This window comes from Amycolatopsis roodepoortensis (genome assembly GCF_024628825.1).
Lineage (GTDB): Bacteria > Actinomycetota > Actinomycetes > Mycobacteriales > Pseudonocardiaceae > Amycolatopsis > Amycolatopsis roodepoortensis.
In genome coordinates this window covers 1,884,077-1,899,435 of the sequence record NZ_CP102415.1, presented here as the reverse complement: position 1 = coordinate 1,899,435, position 15,359 = coordinate 1,884,077, and the positions used below count along the sequence as shown (strand labels likewise).

General features: G+C 69.4%; 12 protein-coding genes. 9 read left to right on the top strand and 3 right to left on the bottom strand.

Annotation, left to right across the window (positions count from 1 at the left end; translation table 11 throughout):
- Positions 1–183: 183 nt before the first annotated feature.
- Both NQK81_RS08620 and NQK81_RS08615 read right to left on the bottom strand, forming a co-directional pair.
- Complete coding sequence (locus NQK81_RS08620; protein WP_257487771.1) at positions 184–2,547, bottom strand: chitinase C-terminal domain-containing protein; 2,364 nt, start codon at positions 2,545–2,547, stop codon at positions 184–186.
- Positions 2,548–2,896: 349 nt separating this feature from the next.
- Positions 2,897–3,559: a VOC family protein gene (locus NQK81_RS08615; RefSeq protein WP_257487770.1), complete on the bottom strand. Its 663-nt coding sequence runs from the start codon at positions 3,557–3,559 to the stop codon at positions 2,897–2,899.
- A 154-nt stretch (positions 3,560–3,713) separates the two neighbouring features.
- Between NQK81_RS08615 and NQK81_RS08610 the strand changes: the two genes are divergently transcribed.
- The gene (locus NQK81_RS08610; protein WP_257487769.1) at positions 3,714–4,304 is read left to right on the top strand and encodes a hypothetical protein; all 591 of its coding nucleotides are present in this window, start codon (positions 3,714–3,716) and stop codon (positions 4,302–4,304) included.
- 58 nt (positions 4,305–4,362) lie between these two features.
- Here NQK81_RS08610 and NQK81_RS08605 read toward each other — a convergent pair whose 3' ends face one another.
- Positions 4,363–6,441 carry a phosphocholine-specific phospholipase C gene (locus NQK81_RS08605; protein ID WP_257487768.1) on the bottom strand — a complete coding sequence of 693 codons (2,079 nt, stop codon included), beginning with the start codon at positions 6,439–6,441 and terminating at the stop codon, positions 4,363–4,365.
- 118 nt (positions 6,442–6,559) lie between these two features.
- On the opposite strand from NQK81_RS08605, the gene NQK81_RS08600 reads away from it, so the two are divergent.
- From NQK81_RS08600 to NQK81_RS08565, 8 genes are all read left to right on the top strand, one after another.
- Positions 6,560–7,069, top strand: coding sequence for a hypothetical protein (locus tag NQK81_RS08600; RefSeq protein ID WP_257487767.1), 510 nt, complete (start codon positions 6,560–6,562; stop codon positions 7,067–7,069).
- 130 nt (positions 7,070–7,199) lie between these two features.
- Complete coding sequence (locus NQK81_RS08595) at positions 7,200–7,598, top strand: DUF948 domain-containing protein (RefSeq protein ID WP_007031187.1); 399 nt, start codon at positions 7,200–7,202, stop codon at positions 7,596–7,598.
- Positions 7,595–7,903, top strand: a complete 309-nt coding sequence (locus NQK81_RS08590) for a hypothetical protein (RefSeq protein WP_016333063.1) — start codon at positions 7,595–7,597, stop codon at positions 7,901–7,903. Before NQK81_RS08595 ends, NQK81_RS08590 begins: the two co-directional genes overlap by 4 nt.
- A 91-nt stretch (positions 7,904–7,994) precedes the next feature.
- On the top strand, positions 7,995–10,658 hold the full coding sequence (gene alaS / locus NQK81_RS08585; protein WP_257487766.1) for an alanine--tRNA ligase: 2,664 nt from the start codon (positions 7,995–7,997) through the stop codon (positions 10,656–10,658).
- Complete coding sequence (gene ruvX / locus NQK81_RS08580) at positions 10,651–11,154, top strand: Holliday junction resolvase RuvX (RefSeq protein WP_034318271.1); 504 nt, start codon at positions 10,651–10,653, stop codon at positions 11,152–11,154. The genes alaS and ruvX overlap by 8 nt, the downstream gene beginning before the upstream one ends.
- 344 nt (positions 11,155–11,498) lie before the next feature.
- The gene (gene mltG, locus NQK81_RS08575; protein ID WP_257487765.1) at positions 11,499–12,944 is read left to right on the top strand and encodes an endolytic transglycosylase MltG; all 1,446 of its coding nucleotides are present in this window, start codon (positions 11,499–11,501) and stop codon (positions 12,942–12,944) included.
- Complete coding sequence (locus tag NQK81_RS08570; RefSeq protein ID WP_257487764.1) at positions 12,931–13,788, top strand: shikimate dehydrogenase; 858 nt, start codon at positions 12,931–12,933, stop codon at positions 13,786–13,788. The genes mltG and NQK81_RS08570 overlap by 14 nt, the downstream gene beginning before the upstream one ends.
- A 219-nt stretch (positions 13,789–14,007) precedes the next feature.
- Positions 14,008–15,267, top strand: a complete 1,260-nt coding sequence (locus NQK81_RS08565) for a GrpB family protein (RefSeq protein WP_257487763.1) — start codon at positions 14,008–14,010, stop codon at positions 15,265–15,267.
- The last annotated feature ends 92 nt before the right edge of the window (positions 15,268–15,359 follow it).

Here is a 15,359-nt window from a genome sequence, read left to right as displayed (position 1 = left end):
TCGGGCCTTCGTTGGCGGCGGGCGGCGCTCAGCGGTACACGCGTGGTTGCGAAAGTGGCTTTCGCGACGCCGAGCGCCACTGAGTCCGCCTGACCCGTTGATGACACTCCGGACGCTAGGAACGGTCCTTTCCTTGCAAAATTCGCAAGGAAAGGACCGTTCCTAGCGCGCTGCCGGGGTCGGTCAGGCCGGTGCCCAGAGTGCGGGCACGTTCGGCGGCTCCCAGCCGGGCAGGGACCGGTGGCCCTGACGGCACACGTAGGCCGCGCCGTTGTGGGTCACGCGAGCACCGGTGGCGTAGTCGGTGTTCGGCTTCCAGGCATCGGACGGCACCGACGTGGTCGTCGTCGGGCTGGTGGTGGTCGTCCGGGTCGTGGTGGTCGTACCCGTCGTCGTTCCTGTGGTCGTGGTGGTCGTCGGCGGGGCACCACCGCCACGCGGGTGGTCCGACGCGATCGCGTACGTCGTCCCGCCGAAGGTGAACGTGAAGTTCGACGGCGAGGCGATCGGCATGTAGTAGTTCAGCCGGATCTCGACGGTGGCGCCCGGCGCGATGTTCTGCCAGGTCGGCACGGTCACCGCGACATGCTGGAAGTCTCCCTTCATCCCGCCTACGTTGGGCCCGCTGTGGCCCTTGCTCGTGACCGTCAGGCCGAAGCCGGACTGGTCGGACATACTGCCGGGCGCGCTGGTGCCGTAGTCGAACTCGATCTTCGTCCCGCCGGGGATGGTCGTGGTCGAATTGTTGGTGATGCGCATCCGCGGGGTGATCGGGTAGTTCGCGTCGCCCAGCGCGAAGCCGGTCAGGTTGACGTTCGCGTTCAGCACCGACGACGGCGCGGGACGCGGCGACTTGGCGTTGCCGTACGGTGCGGCGCCGCGCAGGCCGTCGTTGATCTTCGTGATCAGCGTGTCGCCCATGAAGTACTGGCCCTTGGCCTGGTCGAAGGCGTAGTCGCCCGCCAGCTCCCAGATCATGATGCCGCCGATACCCTTGTCGGCCACGTACTTGGCCTTCGTGGCGAGCGAGGCTTCGTCCTCAGTGGACAGGAACACCTTCTTGTCGTTGTTCCACAGCCACGGTGTCACCATCGTGTTGTCGTAATACCGGTTGTAGGAGCCGGAGATCCGGTCCGCCGGGTCGGTCTTCGGTGTCAGCCCGTACGCCTCCAGGTAGTCCGGGGTGATCTCGTTTTCGAGGTTCTTCGCGTGCCACATCGGGTTCGCGCCCGCGGGGACCTCGCCGCCCGCCAGGCCGAGGTCGTGCCAGAGGTTGTCGATGCCGATCGCGCCGTTGCCGCACGGCACCGTCGAACCGACGTGTGACCCGGTGCCCGGTGGGCACTGTTTCTGGTCCGGCAGCGGAGCCTTGCCCCACAACCCGTTCGTCCCGCCGGACACGCCTTGCCAGCCGCGGGTGTAGAACCCGACGCCGATGTTGATCCGGCCTGCCTGCATCGCACCGCGGAAGTAGTGATAGGCCCAGTCGGTGTTGAGATAGCCCTGCCCGTCGTACTGCGGTGTCGTGTACACCTGCCAGTGCGCGAGTTCCGCGTCGTTGCCGGAGTCGTAGAGCGCGGCGTTCGGCCCGACGAACTGGTTCCACGCGCCGTGCAGGTCGTAGCTCATCATGTTGGCGTAGTCGAGATAGCGCGTGACGCCGTAGACCTCCTGGCCGCGCAGCAGCCAGCCGGACGCGGGCACGGCGGCGGTCAGCAGGTAGTGCTTGCCGTCGGCGGCGCCCGCCCGGTCGAGTTTCTCGCGCAGCGTGCGCATCAGGTTCTCGTAGCCCGCCCAGAGGGTGCCCCGGTTGGCCTGCGCGATCCAGTAGTCGTCCGGGTTGCCGGCGTAGTTCGCCGACGTCGCGTACTCGTAGTCGATGTCCGCGCCGTTGAAACCGTAGGCGCGCAGGAATTCCACGACGGAATCCGCGAAGACATCGATACCCGCCTGGGTCTGCGTCATCTTGTAGAACCCGCCGGAGGCGTTGCGGGTGCCGTCGGGGTTCAGGAAGCCGCCGGTCTCGGCCCAGCCGCCGATCGAGATCAGCGACTTCACGTTCGGGTGCTGCTTCTTGTACTTGGTCAGCAGGTTGAAATGTCCCTTGTAGGGCAACGACGGATCCATCTCGGCGCCGGGCACGCCCGGCCATTCCATGCCGATGGACTCGTTGGTCGCGCTCGGCGCGCCGACCGAGACCTTGTTCTGCGCGTCCACATGCGCGAACGCGTAGTTGAGGTGGGTGACCTTCGACCACGGGATGTTGTTGACCAGATAGGCCGGTGCGCCGTTCTTCCCGGTGCGCCAGCTGGTGAAGTAGCCGATCACGCGGCGGGAATGCCCTTCTCCCAGGGATTCGCGGCCCGCGGTGTCGTAGACGGTGCAGTAGGGGGTGTCGACGCCGGGTGTCCGGTACAGCCCGTCGGGACGGCAGTCCTCATGTCCCGCCGCGCTCGACGGGGACGGGGTGACGACGACGATCATGAGTCCGGCCAGCGTGACGAGCGACGCCAGCAGGGGGAGTAGTTTCCTGGTTCTCCTTGGCACGCCGAACCTCCGACAGTGGAAGATGGCCCTCGGTCCCAGCAGCTTGGGCCGCTCACCTGCCGCGCGTCAATAGGTGTAGACCAATTTCCGTCCGGTGCCGTACGGCGGAGCGTACCTGTGGTTCGTCAGGTCCGGCTTTGTCGGCGGTGACCATACTTCCGGCCCCATCCGATCCGTGTTATGCCGCCGTTTCCCGTACCACGAAGGAAACTCGTTCCCGTGGTGACAGGGACGGGCTCGGCCGGACTGTGTGGATTTCGGGTCATCCAACGCACCAAAATCCACACGGTGAGGGACGCGGTCCGGTGAAGGGAGGCCGTCCGGCACCCCCGGCCACATCCGACACGTGTTATGCCCGTGCCACGAAGGAAAATTCGTTCCCGTCGGGATCCGCCATCTCCACCAGCCCATCCCGGTCGCCGAGCCGGGTGGCGCCGAGGTCGACCAGCCGCCCGACTTCGGAAAGTGGGCCGGACAGCACGAAACGCAGCCGGTTCGGCCCGGTCTTCGGGGTGAACGGCGGGCCGCCCCAGGTGATCTTCGGGCCGCCGTGCGGAGATCGGATCGCCGTCTCCTGGTCCTGGTCCCACACCAGCGGCCAGCCGAGCGCCTCGCTCCAGAAGTAGCCGACCTCTTGCGAACCGTCGCACGCGACGGCGCCGACGAAACCGCAGTCGGCGAGGAAGTCGTTGCCCGGCCCGATGACGCAGAACTCGTTGCCCTCGGGGTCGGCGAGCACCACGTGCCCCTCCTCGGGGCGCTGGCCGACGTCGATATGCCGTCCGCCGAGTTCGAGCGCCCTGACGACCGTCCGCTCCTGGTCTTCGAGGGACTCGCTCGTGAGGTCGAAATGCATCTGGTTCTGGCGGGTCTTCGGTTCGTCCGACGGCACGAAGCTGAGCTGGAAACCGGTCTCGTCGTCGATTTCCGGGCCGAGGAGGCCCGTCCAGAAACGGGCGAGACGACGCGGGTCGTGTGCGGCGAAACTGAGCGAGTGCAGGGTGACGGTCATGAGCGACGCTAGGAACGACGGCGACCTCCACGCAACCGAATAAGGCGCGTTCCCCCATGGAGTGGACCCGCTTCCATCCGGCGAGGGACGCAAGCGGACCAGCGCGGCTGTGATCGTGGGAACCGATCAAGCGAGCGGAACCCGAGGAGCCCGTATGACCGTCCACCAAGCCACCGCGACCGGGCGGCTGCGCGCCGCGTGGACCAGGGCGCACGCCCCGGTGCCCGGCGTCCCCCGCTGGGCCAAGGTCGCGGCCTACGCCATCCCCTTCACCGTGCTCCCGTCCGGCCTGTGGCGGATCATGACCGTCGTCTTCGACATCGGCGGCGACGGCCCGCACGGTTCGGGCCAGCTCCCGTCGTGGTTGCCGGGGCCGGTGTACGTCGTCGCGTTGTCCGTCGTCTCCGAGCTGATCGCCTTCACCGCCATCGGGCTGATCGCCGGGTGGGGAGAGGTCTTCCCGCGCTGGATTCCGCTACTCGGCGGACGCCGGGTGCCGCCACTCGCCGCCGTCGTGCCCGCGGCTCTCGGCGCCGCGGTCCTGACCGTTCTGTGGACCGCCGCCGTGGTCACCGAGATGTCCGGGATCACCCTCCAAGGCGATCCCCTTCCGGCCGACTACCCCACGAAGACACTGCACGGCTGGAAACTCGCCTTCTTCGAACTCACCTACGCCCCGCTCCTGCTCTGGGGGCCGCTGCTGGCGGCAGTCTGCTTCGCGTACTGGCGGAGGCGCCGGCCGTGAGTCCGTGAAGGCCTCCTTCCCTACCCTGAGAGTAGGGAAGGAGGCCTTCACGGAACGATCAGCAGGAGACGCCGGTCCGCCCGTTCTCCACCCGCGCGGTCAGCGTCCGCAGGAACGACGGATCGCCGTCCGCGGTGACCTTCACGTCGTACCAGCCGCCCGAAACCGGCCAGTCCACCGTGACCGAACGCCCGGCCCCGACCCGCACGACGCGCGTGAACCGTGAAGACGACAGCCGCAGCGTCAGCGCCGAAGGGCCCGAGTTGGACAGCTTGAACTCGACACCCGAGCGCCACGTGAGGAACCGCGTCCGGACGTCGACACCCGCGGCGGCCCCGCGACGGTCACCGCGGAACTCCCACCACGACCGGTTCGGCCCCTGGACGACGACGCGGTATTCGTCACCGGCCAGCCGGACGAGCTCCGGCGCCTCGCCGCGGACGTCGCGGTGCGCGGGCTCGGGGAATTCGCCCTTGTACGGGTACAGCGCGAAATGCGCCGACGACGAGCCGCTGTTGGCCAGCGAAAGCGCCAGGTTCCCCGATTTGTCCACCGCGCCGGAGACCGACACCTGGTACGGCAGCGGACGGGACGGCCGGTTCCCGGGCTCGGCCACGGGCAGGCTCTGCTCCGCCGGGGCGGACGGCCGCCAGCGGCTGATCGGCGCGGGCACCGGGCCGGGCCGGTTCACCCGCGGCTGACGTCCGGCGCGCGAGAAGTCGAAGGCGCCGGTGAGATCGCCCGCGACGGTCCGCCGCCACTCGCTGATGTTCGGCTCGGCGATCCCGGTCCAGCGTTCGAGGAACCGCAGCACCGACGTGTGGTCGTACACGGTGGAGTCGACGTTGCCGCCGATCGACCACGGCGAGACGACCGTCATCGGCACGCGCGGGCCGAAGCCGAGCGGCTGGCCGTTGAAGTGGTCGGCGTCGTTGGCCGCGTTCCCCGGCGGCATCGGCGGCGGAACGTGGTCGAAGTAGCCGTCGTTCTCGTCGAAGTTGATCAGCAGCACCGTCTTGGACCAGGTCTCGCGGTCGGACGCCAGCGCGTCGAGCACGCGGTAGATCAGGTTCGCGCTGCCGACCGGGGTGGACGCGCCGGGGTGCTCGGAGTCCTTCGCGGACGGCACCAGCCAGCTGACCGCGGGCAGGCGCCGCGCCTGGATGTCCGCCTTCAGCCGGGTCACCAGCGTCTCCGGCTCGCTGCGGTACATGGCCTTCCGGAACAGGGCCCGCTCGGCGGGCGTCAGTTTCGCGACCCCGGCGTCGAACTGCGCCAGCAGCTTGGTGCGCTCTTCGGGGGTCTTCTTGAGCAGGGTGTCGTAGAACTCTTCGGTGGTGCGGAACTTGCCCTCGACCGAGGCCAGGATCTTCGTGCCGACCTTCTTGAAGGGCACGAAGTACTCGACCGCGTTGTCGGTGAAGTTGTCCCACTCCTGGTAGATCTGCCACGACACCCCGGCGGCCTCCAGGCGCTCCGGGTACGTCGTCCAGTCGTAGCCCTTGTGGTCGTAGGAGTACGCCGCGTTCGTGACCGCGCGGTTCGTCGTGCTGCCCGGTTCGAACCCGGTGGTCCCGGTCCACAGGAAGTTCCGGTTCGGGTTGGTGGAGCCGAAGACCGAGCAGTGGTAGGCGTCGCAGATGGTGAAGGTGTCCGCGAGTTCGTACTGGAGCGCGATGTCGCGGCGCTCGTAGTAGGTCATGGTGGCCGGCGTCTTCGCCGCGATCCAGCCGTTGTTCCAGCCGCGCGCCCACGCCTTGCCACTGCCGTTCCAGCTGTGGTCGAGGTCGCCGAGGTACTGGATGTCGTCCGGTTTCCGCCCGGCGAGCTCGGCCGCCTTGCGCACCGAGAACGGCAGCACCGTGCCGCCCGCCGGATTCGGCTGCTCGAACACCGACGTCCCCGACGGCAGTTCGAGCGGACGCGTGTCGGAGAAGCCCCGGACCCCGCGCAGGCTGCCGTAGTAGTGGTCGAACGACCGGTTCTCCTGCATCAGCACGATCACGTGCTCGACGGCGTCGAGCCCGCCCCGGCGCATGGGTTCGGCCATGGCGGCGTGCACGGACGGCGGGAGGAGAGTGGTGGCGGCCGCGGCGCCGGTGGCGCCCAGCAACGTACGGCGTGACAGTTCAGGCATGCCGGAACCTTGACCCAGTAACATGAACGTCACAAGAACCGAACGGGTCCACTCGGCGTCGGTAGCCGGAGGTCCGTGGTTCCCTGGCAGCACGACGAAACGACGGCGGGGAGGCCTCGTGAGATCGATGTTCGCCGACCCCGGCGGCCGTCGCCGGATCTTCGTCCGCCGGGCCGCGATCAGTGCCGGTGCCGCCGCCGGTTACGGGGTCCTCCTCCTGGTCGCGTTCTCCGGCGTGCCGGATCTGCCGAGCGCGCTGGACCTCCGGCCGTTCCCCACGCCACAGGCGACGCTCCCGCCGCCCGTGACCGCGCCGCCCACCGTGACACCGCCCACCGCGGCACCGCCCGTCGCGCCGCCGTCCGCCACGACGCCGGACGGGCCGGCTCGGACGGCTTCGCCGCCGGTATCGCGGGGAACGCCCGAGCCGGTTCACCAAGCTCCGCCCACGAGCGCCGGGCCGCCTCCGGCCCAGGCCCAGGCCCCGGCTTCGCGCGCGACGCCCGAGACGCCGGAGACGCGGGCCCCCGCCACCTCCCCGCAGCCGGGCAACGACCGCCGCAACGGCCGCGCGCCCGAAGACCCGCACAAGCACGCGAAGACCACGCCGCCCAAGAGCGGGCGCTGAGGTCCGATTCCCGCCCGCCGGTCGTGAGGTCACTGCGCTGAGTGACCGTTCGGCGGGGTGACACCGCTGAACGGGCGCCTGCGCGGTAACCTCACGGGCACCAAAGACCGCAGACCCTTGAGGAGGGCCCGTGTCGGCAGGGCAGATCGCCGCGCTGATCGCCGCAGGAGCATTCGTCGTACTCGTCGTGCTGCTGGCGATCGTGCTGTTCAAGCTCGGCCGGACCCTGGACGAGGCCACGATCGCCATCCGCAAGGCGCACGAGAACACCGACCCGCTGCTGATCGGCGCGAACGAGACGATCACGCACGTCAACACGCAGCTGGAGCGGGTCGACGGCATCACCGCCAACGCGCAGGCCGTGTCCGGCAACGTGTCCGCGCTGTCGTCGGTGTTCACCGCGACGCTCGGCGGGCCGCTGGTGAAGACGGCCGCGCTGTCCTACGGCCTCAGCAAGGCCATCAAGGCGCGCCGGAAGAAAGCGGAAGCGAAAGCCTCTCGTCCGGCGAAGAAGCGGGGCCGCAAATGAAGCGCCTGTTCTGGCTCGGCGTCGGCGTGGTCGCCGGCGTCGCCCTGTCACGCAAAGCGACGGAAACCGCTCGCCAGGCCACTCCGGCGGGGTTAGCCTCGAACCTGGGCGACGCCGTGCGGGAACTCGCGGGCGCCGTCGGCTCGTTCGGCGCGGAGGTCCGCGCCGGGATGAGCGAACGGGAACAGGAGTTGCACGACATGGTGTCCGAACGGACCGGCTTGAGCACGGCCCCCGTGACCGAGGGCAGGCACGCGGCGTCGTCGCGGCGCCCGGTCCGGCGAGCTCGCCGGGCGGAGGGCTGATCCGGCCGCGTCCGGAAGCCCAGCCCTTCGCCGTTCCCGCCTGTCCGCATTCCCAGCGCCTTCGCGCGAGCCCGTATACAAGGACGATCCCGTGGAAACACACGAAATCACCCAGCGTTTTCTGAGCCATTTCGAGAACAAGGGACACACGCGCGTCCCCAGCGCGCCGCTGATCCTCGACGACCCGAACCTGCTGTTCGTCAACGCCGGCATGGTCCAGTTCAAGCCGTACTTCCTCGGCGAGGCCCCGCCGCCGTACCCGCGCGCGACCAGCGTCCAGAAATGCGTCCGCACGCCGGACATCGACGAGGTCGGCAAGACCACCCGGCACAACACGTTCTTCCAGATGGCCGGGAACTTCTCCTTCGGCGACTACTTCAAGGAAGGCGCCATCGAGGCGGCCTGGGAGCTGATCACCAAGCCCCAGAGCGACGGCGGCTACGGCCTCGACCCGAACCGCATCTGGGCGACCGTCTACGAGGACGACTCCGAGGCCGCGGGCCTGTGGAAGAAGCTCACCGGCCTGCCCGGCGAGCGCATCCAGTCCCGGGACGGCAAGGACAACTACTGGGACATGGGCGTGCCCGGACCCGGCGGCCCGTGCTCGGAGATCTACTACGACCGCGGCCCGGACTACGGCCGCGAGGGCGGCCCGGTCGCCGACGAGGACCGCTACATCGAGATCTGGAACCTCGTCTTCATGCAGGACGTGCGGGGCGACAAGAGCCCGAAACACGGCCACAAGCCGATCGGTGAGCTGCCGAAGAAGAACATCGACACCGGCATGGGTGTCGAGCGGGTCGCGACGATCCTGCAGGGCGTCGAGAACGTCTACGAGACCGACCTCGTCCGCCCGGTGATCGGCCGCGCCGAGGAGTTCTCCGGCCGCCGCTACGGCTCCGACCACACCGACGACGTCCGCTTCCGCGTCATCGCCGACCACGCCCGCACCGGCGTCCTGCTCATCGGCGACGGCGTCACCCCGGGCAACGACGGCCGCGGCTACGTGCTGCGCCGCCTGCTGCGCCGCATCATCCGCTCCGCGCGCCTGCTCGGCGTGCACGAGCCGGTGCTGCCCGCCTTCGCCGCGGTCGTCCGCGACACCATGGGCCCGACATACCCCGAGCTCGTCTCCGGTTTCGACCGCATCGAGGACGTCGTGCGCGTCGAGGAGGAGGCCTTCCTCTCCACACTCACCAGCGGCTCGCGCATCTTCGACCTCGCGGCCGAGGAGACCAAGCGCGCCGGCGGCTCGCTGCTGGCCGGGGACAAGGCGTTCCAGCTGCACGACACCTACGGCTTCCCGATCGACCTGACCCTGGAGATGGCGTCCGAGCAGGGCCTGACCGTCGACGAAGAGGGCTTCCGCACGCTCATGAACGAGCAGCGGCAGCGCGCGAAGGCCGACGCGGCGTCGCGCAAGACCGGCCACGGCGACCTGTCCGAGTACCGCAAGGTGCTGGAGCAGAACGGCGAGACCGAGTTCCTCGGCTACACCGACCTGCAGGCCGAGGCGAAGGTCGTCGCGCTGCTGGAAGACGGCGTCCCGGTACGCAGTGTCGGCGCGGGCAAGAAGGCGGAGCTGGTCCTGGACCGCACGCCGTTCTACGCCGAGAGCGGTGGCCAGGTCGCCGACACCGGCGTGCTGCTCGGCGACGGCGTCGAGCTCAAGGTCCACGACGTGCAGAAGATCGTGCCGGGCCTGTTCGTGCACCGCGTCGAGGTGACCGAGGGCGAGGTCGGCATCGGCAGCACGCTGACCGGTTCGGTCGACCAGCACCGCCGCCTGTCGATCGAGCGGTCGCACTCCGCGACGCACCTGGTGCACGCCGCCGTGCGCGGCGCGTACGGCAAGCGCGCGGCGCAGGCCGGTTCGCTGAACTCGCCGGGCCGGATGCGTTTCGACTTCACCACCTCCGGCGGCGTGTCGGCCGACGTGCTGACCGAGGTCGAGGAGGAGGTCAACGACTACCTCCAGACCAACGTCGAGGTGAACACCTTCGTCACCACGAAGGACAAGGCCCTCGAACTGGGCGCGGTCGCGCTGTTCGGCGAGAAGTACGGCAACGACGTCCGCGTCGTCGACATGGGCGAGTACTCCCGCGAACTCTGCGGTGGCACCCACGTCGACCGCATCGGCCAGCTCGGCCTGGTGAAGCTGGTGGGCGACTCGTCCATCGGATCCGGCGTGCACCGCGTCGAGGCGCTGGTCGGCACGGACGCGCTCAAGTACGTCCGCAAGGAGCAGCTGCTCGTCTCGCAGCTCGCGAACACCTTCAAGGTGCCGTCGGAGCAGCTGCCGTCGCGGATCGACGACGTGCTCACCCGGCTCAAGAACGCCGAGAAGGAGATCGAGCAGCTGCGCACCCAGCAGGTGCTCGGTTCGGCGGGCTCGCTCGCGGACAAGGCCGAGGACATCGGCGGCGTCGCGGTCGTCGCGGAGAAGCTCGGCGAGGGCGTCGACTCGAACGGCCTGCGCGCGCTGGCTTCGGACATCCGCGGCAGGCTCGGCAACCGTCCCGGCATCGTCGCGCTGTTCGCCCCGCAGGGCGAGAAGGTCGCCTTCGTCGTCGCCACCACGAAGGCGGCGCAGGAGAAGGGCATCGCGGCTGGCAAGCTCGTCCCGTCGTTCGCCGAGGCGATCGGCGGCCGTGGCGGCGGCAAGCCGGACATGGCGCAGGGCGGGGGCACCAACCCGGCCGGGGCCGAGCAGGCCATCGCCTCCCTGCGCGCGGCGGTCGCCCAAGTTGGCTGACGACGCCCCCCAGCGGCGCCCGGATCGGCCAGGGGAGTCCGATCCGGGGCGTGGCAGGCGGCTTGGCGTGGATGTCGGATCCGTCCGGGTCGGGGTCGCGTTGAGCGATCCCGACCCCATCCTCGCGAGCCCTCTCGTTACCCTCACTCGCGACGCGGCGGGCGACAAGGACGTCGACCTGCTCGTCGGACTCGTCACGGAACACGACGTGGTCGAGGTCGTCGTCGGCTTGCCGAGGACGCTCAAGGACCGTCATGGCCCGGCGGCCGAAGCGGCGCTGGACTATGCCGAAAAGGTCGCCGCCAGGATCGCTCCGGTGCCGGTGCGACTGGCCGACGAGCGGTTGACCACGGTGACGGCATCCAGGATGCTGTCGCAGCGTGGGGTGAAGGGACGTAAGCAACGTGCCGTCGTCGATCAGGCGGCCGCGGTCGAGATCCTGCAGGCGTGGATCGACGCGGTAGCGGCACATCGCGCACGGAAGGGCGATACATGACCGAGCCCCACGGCCGGCCCGAGCGCCGTCAGGGCGGTAGACGACGGTTGCGGGAGCCTGAGGAGGCCAGCCCGCCCCCGGCCCCGCCGCGCCGGCGGCCCGAACCTCAGCCGACGGGACGACGGCACGTCCGGCAGGAACCGCCTGAGCCACCCGTACGGCGTCCGGCGGGGGAACCGCCGCGTGCCCGCCGGTCGCCGGAGGAGCCGCCGCCACGTGCCCGGCGCGCCGCCGAAGAGCCGCCGCGTCCGGCTCCGCCGAGGCGGGCCCCGGAACCCGCGGTCCCGCCACCGCCCCCCGCGCCGCAGCGGCGGTCCGCCCAGCCGGGTGACCGGGGTCTCGGCATGCCCGCCTACGCCCAGGACGAGGCGCCCCGCCCCGGCCGCCGCAGGCGCCTCGAGGACGACGGCCCGCTCCCGGACGAGCGGCCGACCGACATCCTCCCCGCGATCCAGGAGGCGCCGATCGCCCGGCGTCCCGGCGCGAAACCCGGTTCGCCGCCCGAGGGCAGCGAAGAGGAATACAACGAGATCTTCGGCGACGACCCGTACGACGACTATGACGAGTACGACGACTACGAGGATTACGACGACTACGAGGACGAAGACCGGGCCGAGCCCGAACGCATCGAGGACGAGCGCCCGGAACGTCAAGGGCCGCCGCCCAAGAAGCGCAAGAAGAAGCGCGCGCTGGGCTGGATCGCCGCGCTGACCGTGCTCGTCCTGCTCGCCGGTGGCGCCTACTACGGCTTCACCGAGATCTTCGGGTACGACGACTACGAAGGCGCCGGGGAGAGCGACGTCCTCGTCCAGGTGGAGAAGGGCGACTCGACGTCGGCGATCGGCAACCGGCTCCAAGCGGCCGGAGTGGTCGCCAGCGGCAAGGCGTTCGTGAAGGCGGGCGAGGACAACACCGCCGTCTCGAAGCTCCAGCAGGGCTACTACGTCATGAAGACGAAGATGTCCGGTGCCAGCGCGGTCGAGAAGATGCTCGCTCCCTCGACGAAGGTCGGCCAGGTCGAGATCCGGCCGTACACCCAGTTCCACGACATCACCCAGCCCGACGGCAAGGTGACCCCGGGTGTGTATTCGTTGCTGTCCAAGGCTTCCTGCGCCGATCTGAACGGCAAGAGCACCTGTATCCCGGTCGAGGAGCTCCGCAAGACGATCGAGAACGCGGATCTGGCGAAGCTGGGCGTCCCGTCGTGGGCCGTCGAGGCCGCCACGAACGCCGAGCACAAGGACCGGCGGCTCGAAGGGCTGATCGCCCCGGGCATCTACAACATCAAGCCCGGCTGGAGTGCCGAAGAGCTGCTGACGTTCGTCGTCAAGACCTCGGCGGAGCGCATCCTGAACGCCGGGCTGAGCGATCAGTCGAAGGGGGAGGGCAAGACCCCCTACGAGACGCTCGTCATCGCGTCGATCATCGAACGCGAGGCGGTGAAGGCCGACTTCGGGAAGATCTCGCGGGTCATCTACAACCGGATCGACAAGAAGATGCGGCTCGAGATGGACTCGACGGTCAACTACGTCCTCGACCGGCCGACCCTGCTCACCAAACCCGAAGAACGGGAAAAAGCGGGCGCCTACAACACCTACAAGTCGGTCGGCCTGACTCCGACACCGATCGCGGTCGTGAGCGCGGAGGCGATCCAGGCCGCGCTGAAGCCGGCGGCCGGGGAGTGGCTGTTCTTCGTCAAGTGCGAGAAGAACGGGCTTTCCTGCTTCGCGGTGAACTTCGACGACCACCGGAAGAACCGAGACGACGCGGTGAGGCGTGGTGTCATCTAGCCGGAAGGCCGCGGTACTCGGGAAACCGGTCGAACACTCGCTCTCGCCCGTGCTGCACGGCGCCGCCTTCCGCGCGCTGGGGCTGGACGGCTGGACCTACGAGCGGGTCGAGATGGACGGTCCCGGGCTGCCCGCGTTCGTCGACGGGCTCGGTCCGGAGTGGACGGGCCTTTCGGTGACCATGCCCGGGAAACGGGCCGCGCTGGAGTACGCCGACGAGGTAACGCCGCGCGCGGCGGCCGTCGGCGCGGCGAACACGTTGGTACGCCGGGAAACCGGTTGGCTCGCCGACTGCACCGACGTCGACGGGGTCACCGAGGCGCTGCGGATCGCGGGGGAGTACACGCCCGGCACCGACGACGCCGCCGTCGTTCTAGGTGCGGGCGGGACCGCCGCCGCGGCCGTCGTCGGGCTGGCGTCGCTCGGCGTGCGGACGGTGCGGCTCGTCGTGCGGGATCCCGCACGGGCGACGGAAACAGTCGAGGCGGCTCAGCGGGCCGGGCTCGACGCCGAGGTCCTCCGCTGGGCGGACGCCGACTTCGGGAAACTCGCGGCGGATTCGGCGGTACTGGTGAACACCGTGCCCCCGGACGCCGTCCGGCCGCATCTGGCGGAGCTGTCCCGGATCGGCTGTGTCCTCGACGTCATCTACCACCCTTGGCCGACCGCGCTCGCCGAAGCGGTCGCGGAGCGGGGCGGGCGGCTCGCGACCGGTCTGGACATGTTGCTGCATCAGGCCTTCGGGCAGTCCGAGTACTTCACCGGGCAGCCGGCGCCGCGGGCGGAGATGCGGGACGCGCTGCGCGAGGCGACCGGCGGCATTCTTTCTCTGCCGATCGGCTGACAAGATCGCCCGGGTTCGATAATCTGGCCGACTGCCTCGAGAGGGGCGTCGCGGCAACCAGGTGACCACCGCGCGCGCCCCTGGCCGAACGGCCCCGCGATCTCGGCGGCAGGGCGCTCTTGACGGGGGACGAGACGTCTGATTCCTGCTTGCGCCCTGGCGACGCGGTCGCGGTCGCGCGCAGACCGCGAGGAGTGCCGAGGAAGGAACAAGGGGTCGATGCCCAAACCCGATCGAGACGACTACACCGAAGAAGACATCAACGACTCGTGGGTCGACGAGCCGCCGGTACTGAATTCCACCGTCACCCTGGCCGAATACGACCCGGAGTGGCCCGCGCTGTTCGACCGGGAAGCGAAACGCATCAGGGGGATCCTGGGGGAGCGCGCGCTGGTCCTGGAACACGTCGGCTCCACGTCGGTGCCGGGGCTCTGCGCGAAACCGATCATCGACATCATGCTGATCGTCGCCGATTCGGACGACGAAGACGCCTACGTGCCGCAGCTGGAGGCCGAGGGTTACAAACTCGTCATCCGCGAGCCGGAGTGGGAGAAGCACCGCTGCTTCAAAGGCCCGGACACCAACATCAACCTGCACGTCTACTCGCCGGACAACGGCCAGACCGAGCGCTACCGGCTCTTCCGTGACCGCCTGATCGCGCACGAGGACGAGCGGAAGCTCTACGAGGACAGGAAACGCGAACTGGCGTCGCGCACCTGGAAGTACATCCAGCAGTACGCCGACGCCAAATCCGAGGTGGTCGACGCGATCATCGAACGGGCGCGCGCCGCCCAGTACGACGGTTTCGCGCGGCTCTACGCGGCGCACGCCGAAACCAGCAGCACCAACGCCCACTACGACCGGCCCGCCATCGTGGAACTGGCCGGAGACGTGGCGGGCAAACGGGTGCTGGACGTCGGCAGCGCGGCCGGCCACCTCAGCGCCCTGCTCGCCGCGAAGGGCGCGGACGTCCTCGGCGTCGACGCCAGCGAGGGCATGGTCGCGATCGCCAGGGAGAAGTTCGGGGGCGTCGCTCGTTTCGAGACGGCGGACGTCTCGCGGCCGATGCCGTTCCTCGAGGACGGCTCGATCGACGTCGTCACGGCGTCGTTGGTGCTGCACTACCTGAAGGACTGGGCGCCGGCGCTGGCGGAGTTCCGGCGGGTGCTCAAACCGGGCGGGCTCCTGGTGTTCTCGGTGCACCATCCCGGTGAGGACTGGCGCTGGTTCGAGAAGCGGAACTACTTCCAGCTCGAACTGCTGGAGGACGAGTTCCCGGCGGGCCAGAAGGTCCGGTTCTACCGGCGGCCGCTGAGCTGGACGTTCGACGCGGTGCGGGACGCCGGTTTCGCGGTCGACCGGCTGGTCGAACCGATGCCGGTCGAGGCGATCGCCGAATCGGACCCGAAGTGGCACGCGAAACTGCGGACCGAGCCGCGGTTCCTGTACTTCCGGACCGTCCGGGACTCCCGCGTTTAGTCCTCTGAATGCGGCTCGCCCGGGAAGCCGGAGGCGTCGCGAAAGCCACTTTCGGGACATCGGACGTCGCGAAAGTGGCTTTCGCGACATGG

Coding starts and splice junctions, on each gene's coding strand:
- NQK81_RS08615 (WP_257487770.1), bottom strand. CDS start 3,559: ATGACCGTCACCCTGCACTCGCTCAGTTTCGCCGCACACGACCCGCGT.
- NQK81_RS08610 (WP_257487769.1), top strand. CDS start 3,714: ATGACCGTCCACCAAGCCACCGCGACCGGGCGGCTGCGCGCCGCGTGG.
- NQK81_RS08605 (WP_257487768.1), bottom strand. CDS start 6,441: ATGCCTGAACTGTCACGCCGTACGTTGCTGGGCGCCACCGGCGCCGCG.
- NQK81_RS08590 (WP_016333063.1), top strand. CDS start 7,595: ATGAAGCGCCTGTTCTGGCTCGGCGTCGGCGTGGTCGCCGGCGTCGCC.
- mltG (WP_257487765.1), top strand. CDS start 11,499: ATGCCCGCCTACGCCCAGGACGAGGCGCCCCGCCCCGGCCGCCGCAGG.
- NQK81_RS08565 (WP_257487763.1), top strand. CDS start 14,008: ATGCCCAAACCCGATCGAGACGACTACACCGAAGAAGACATCAACGAC.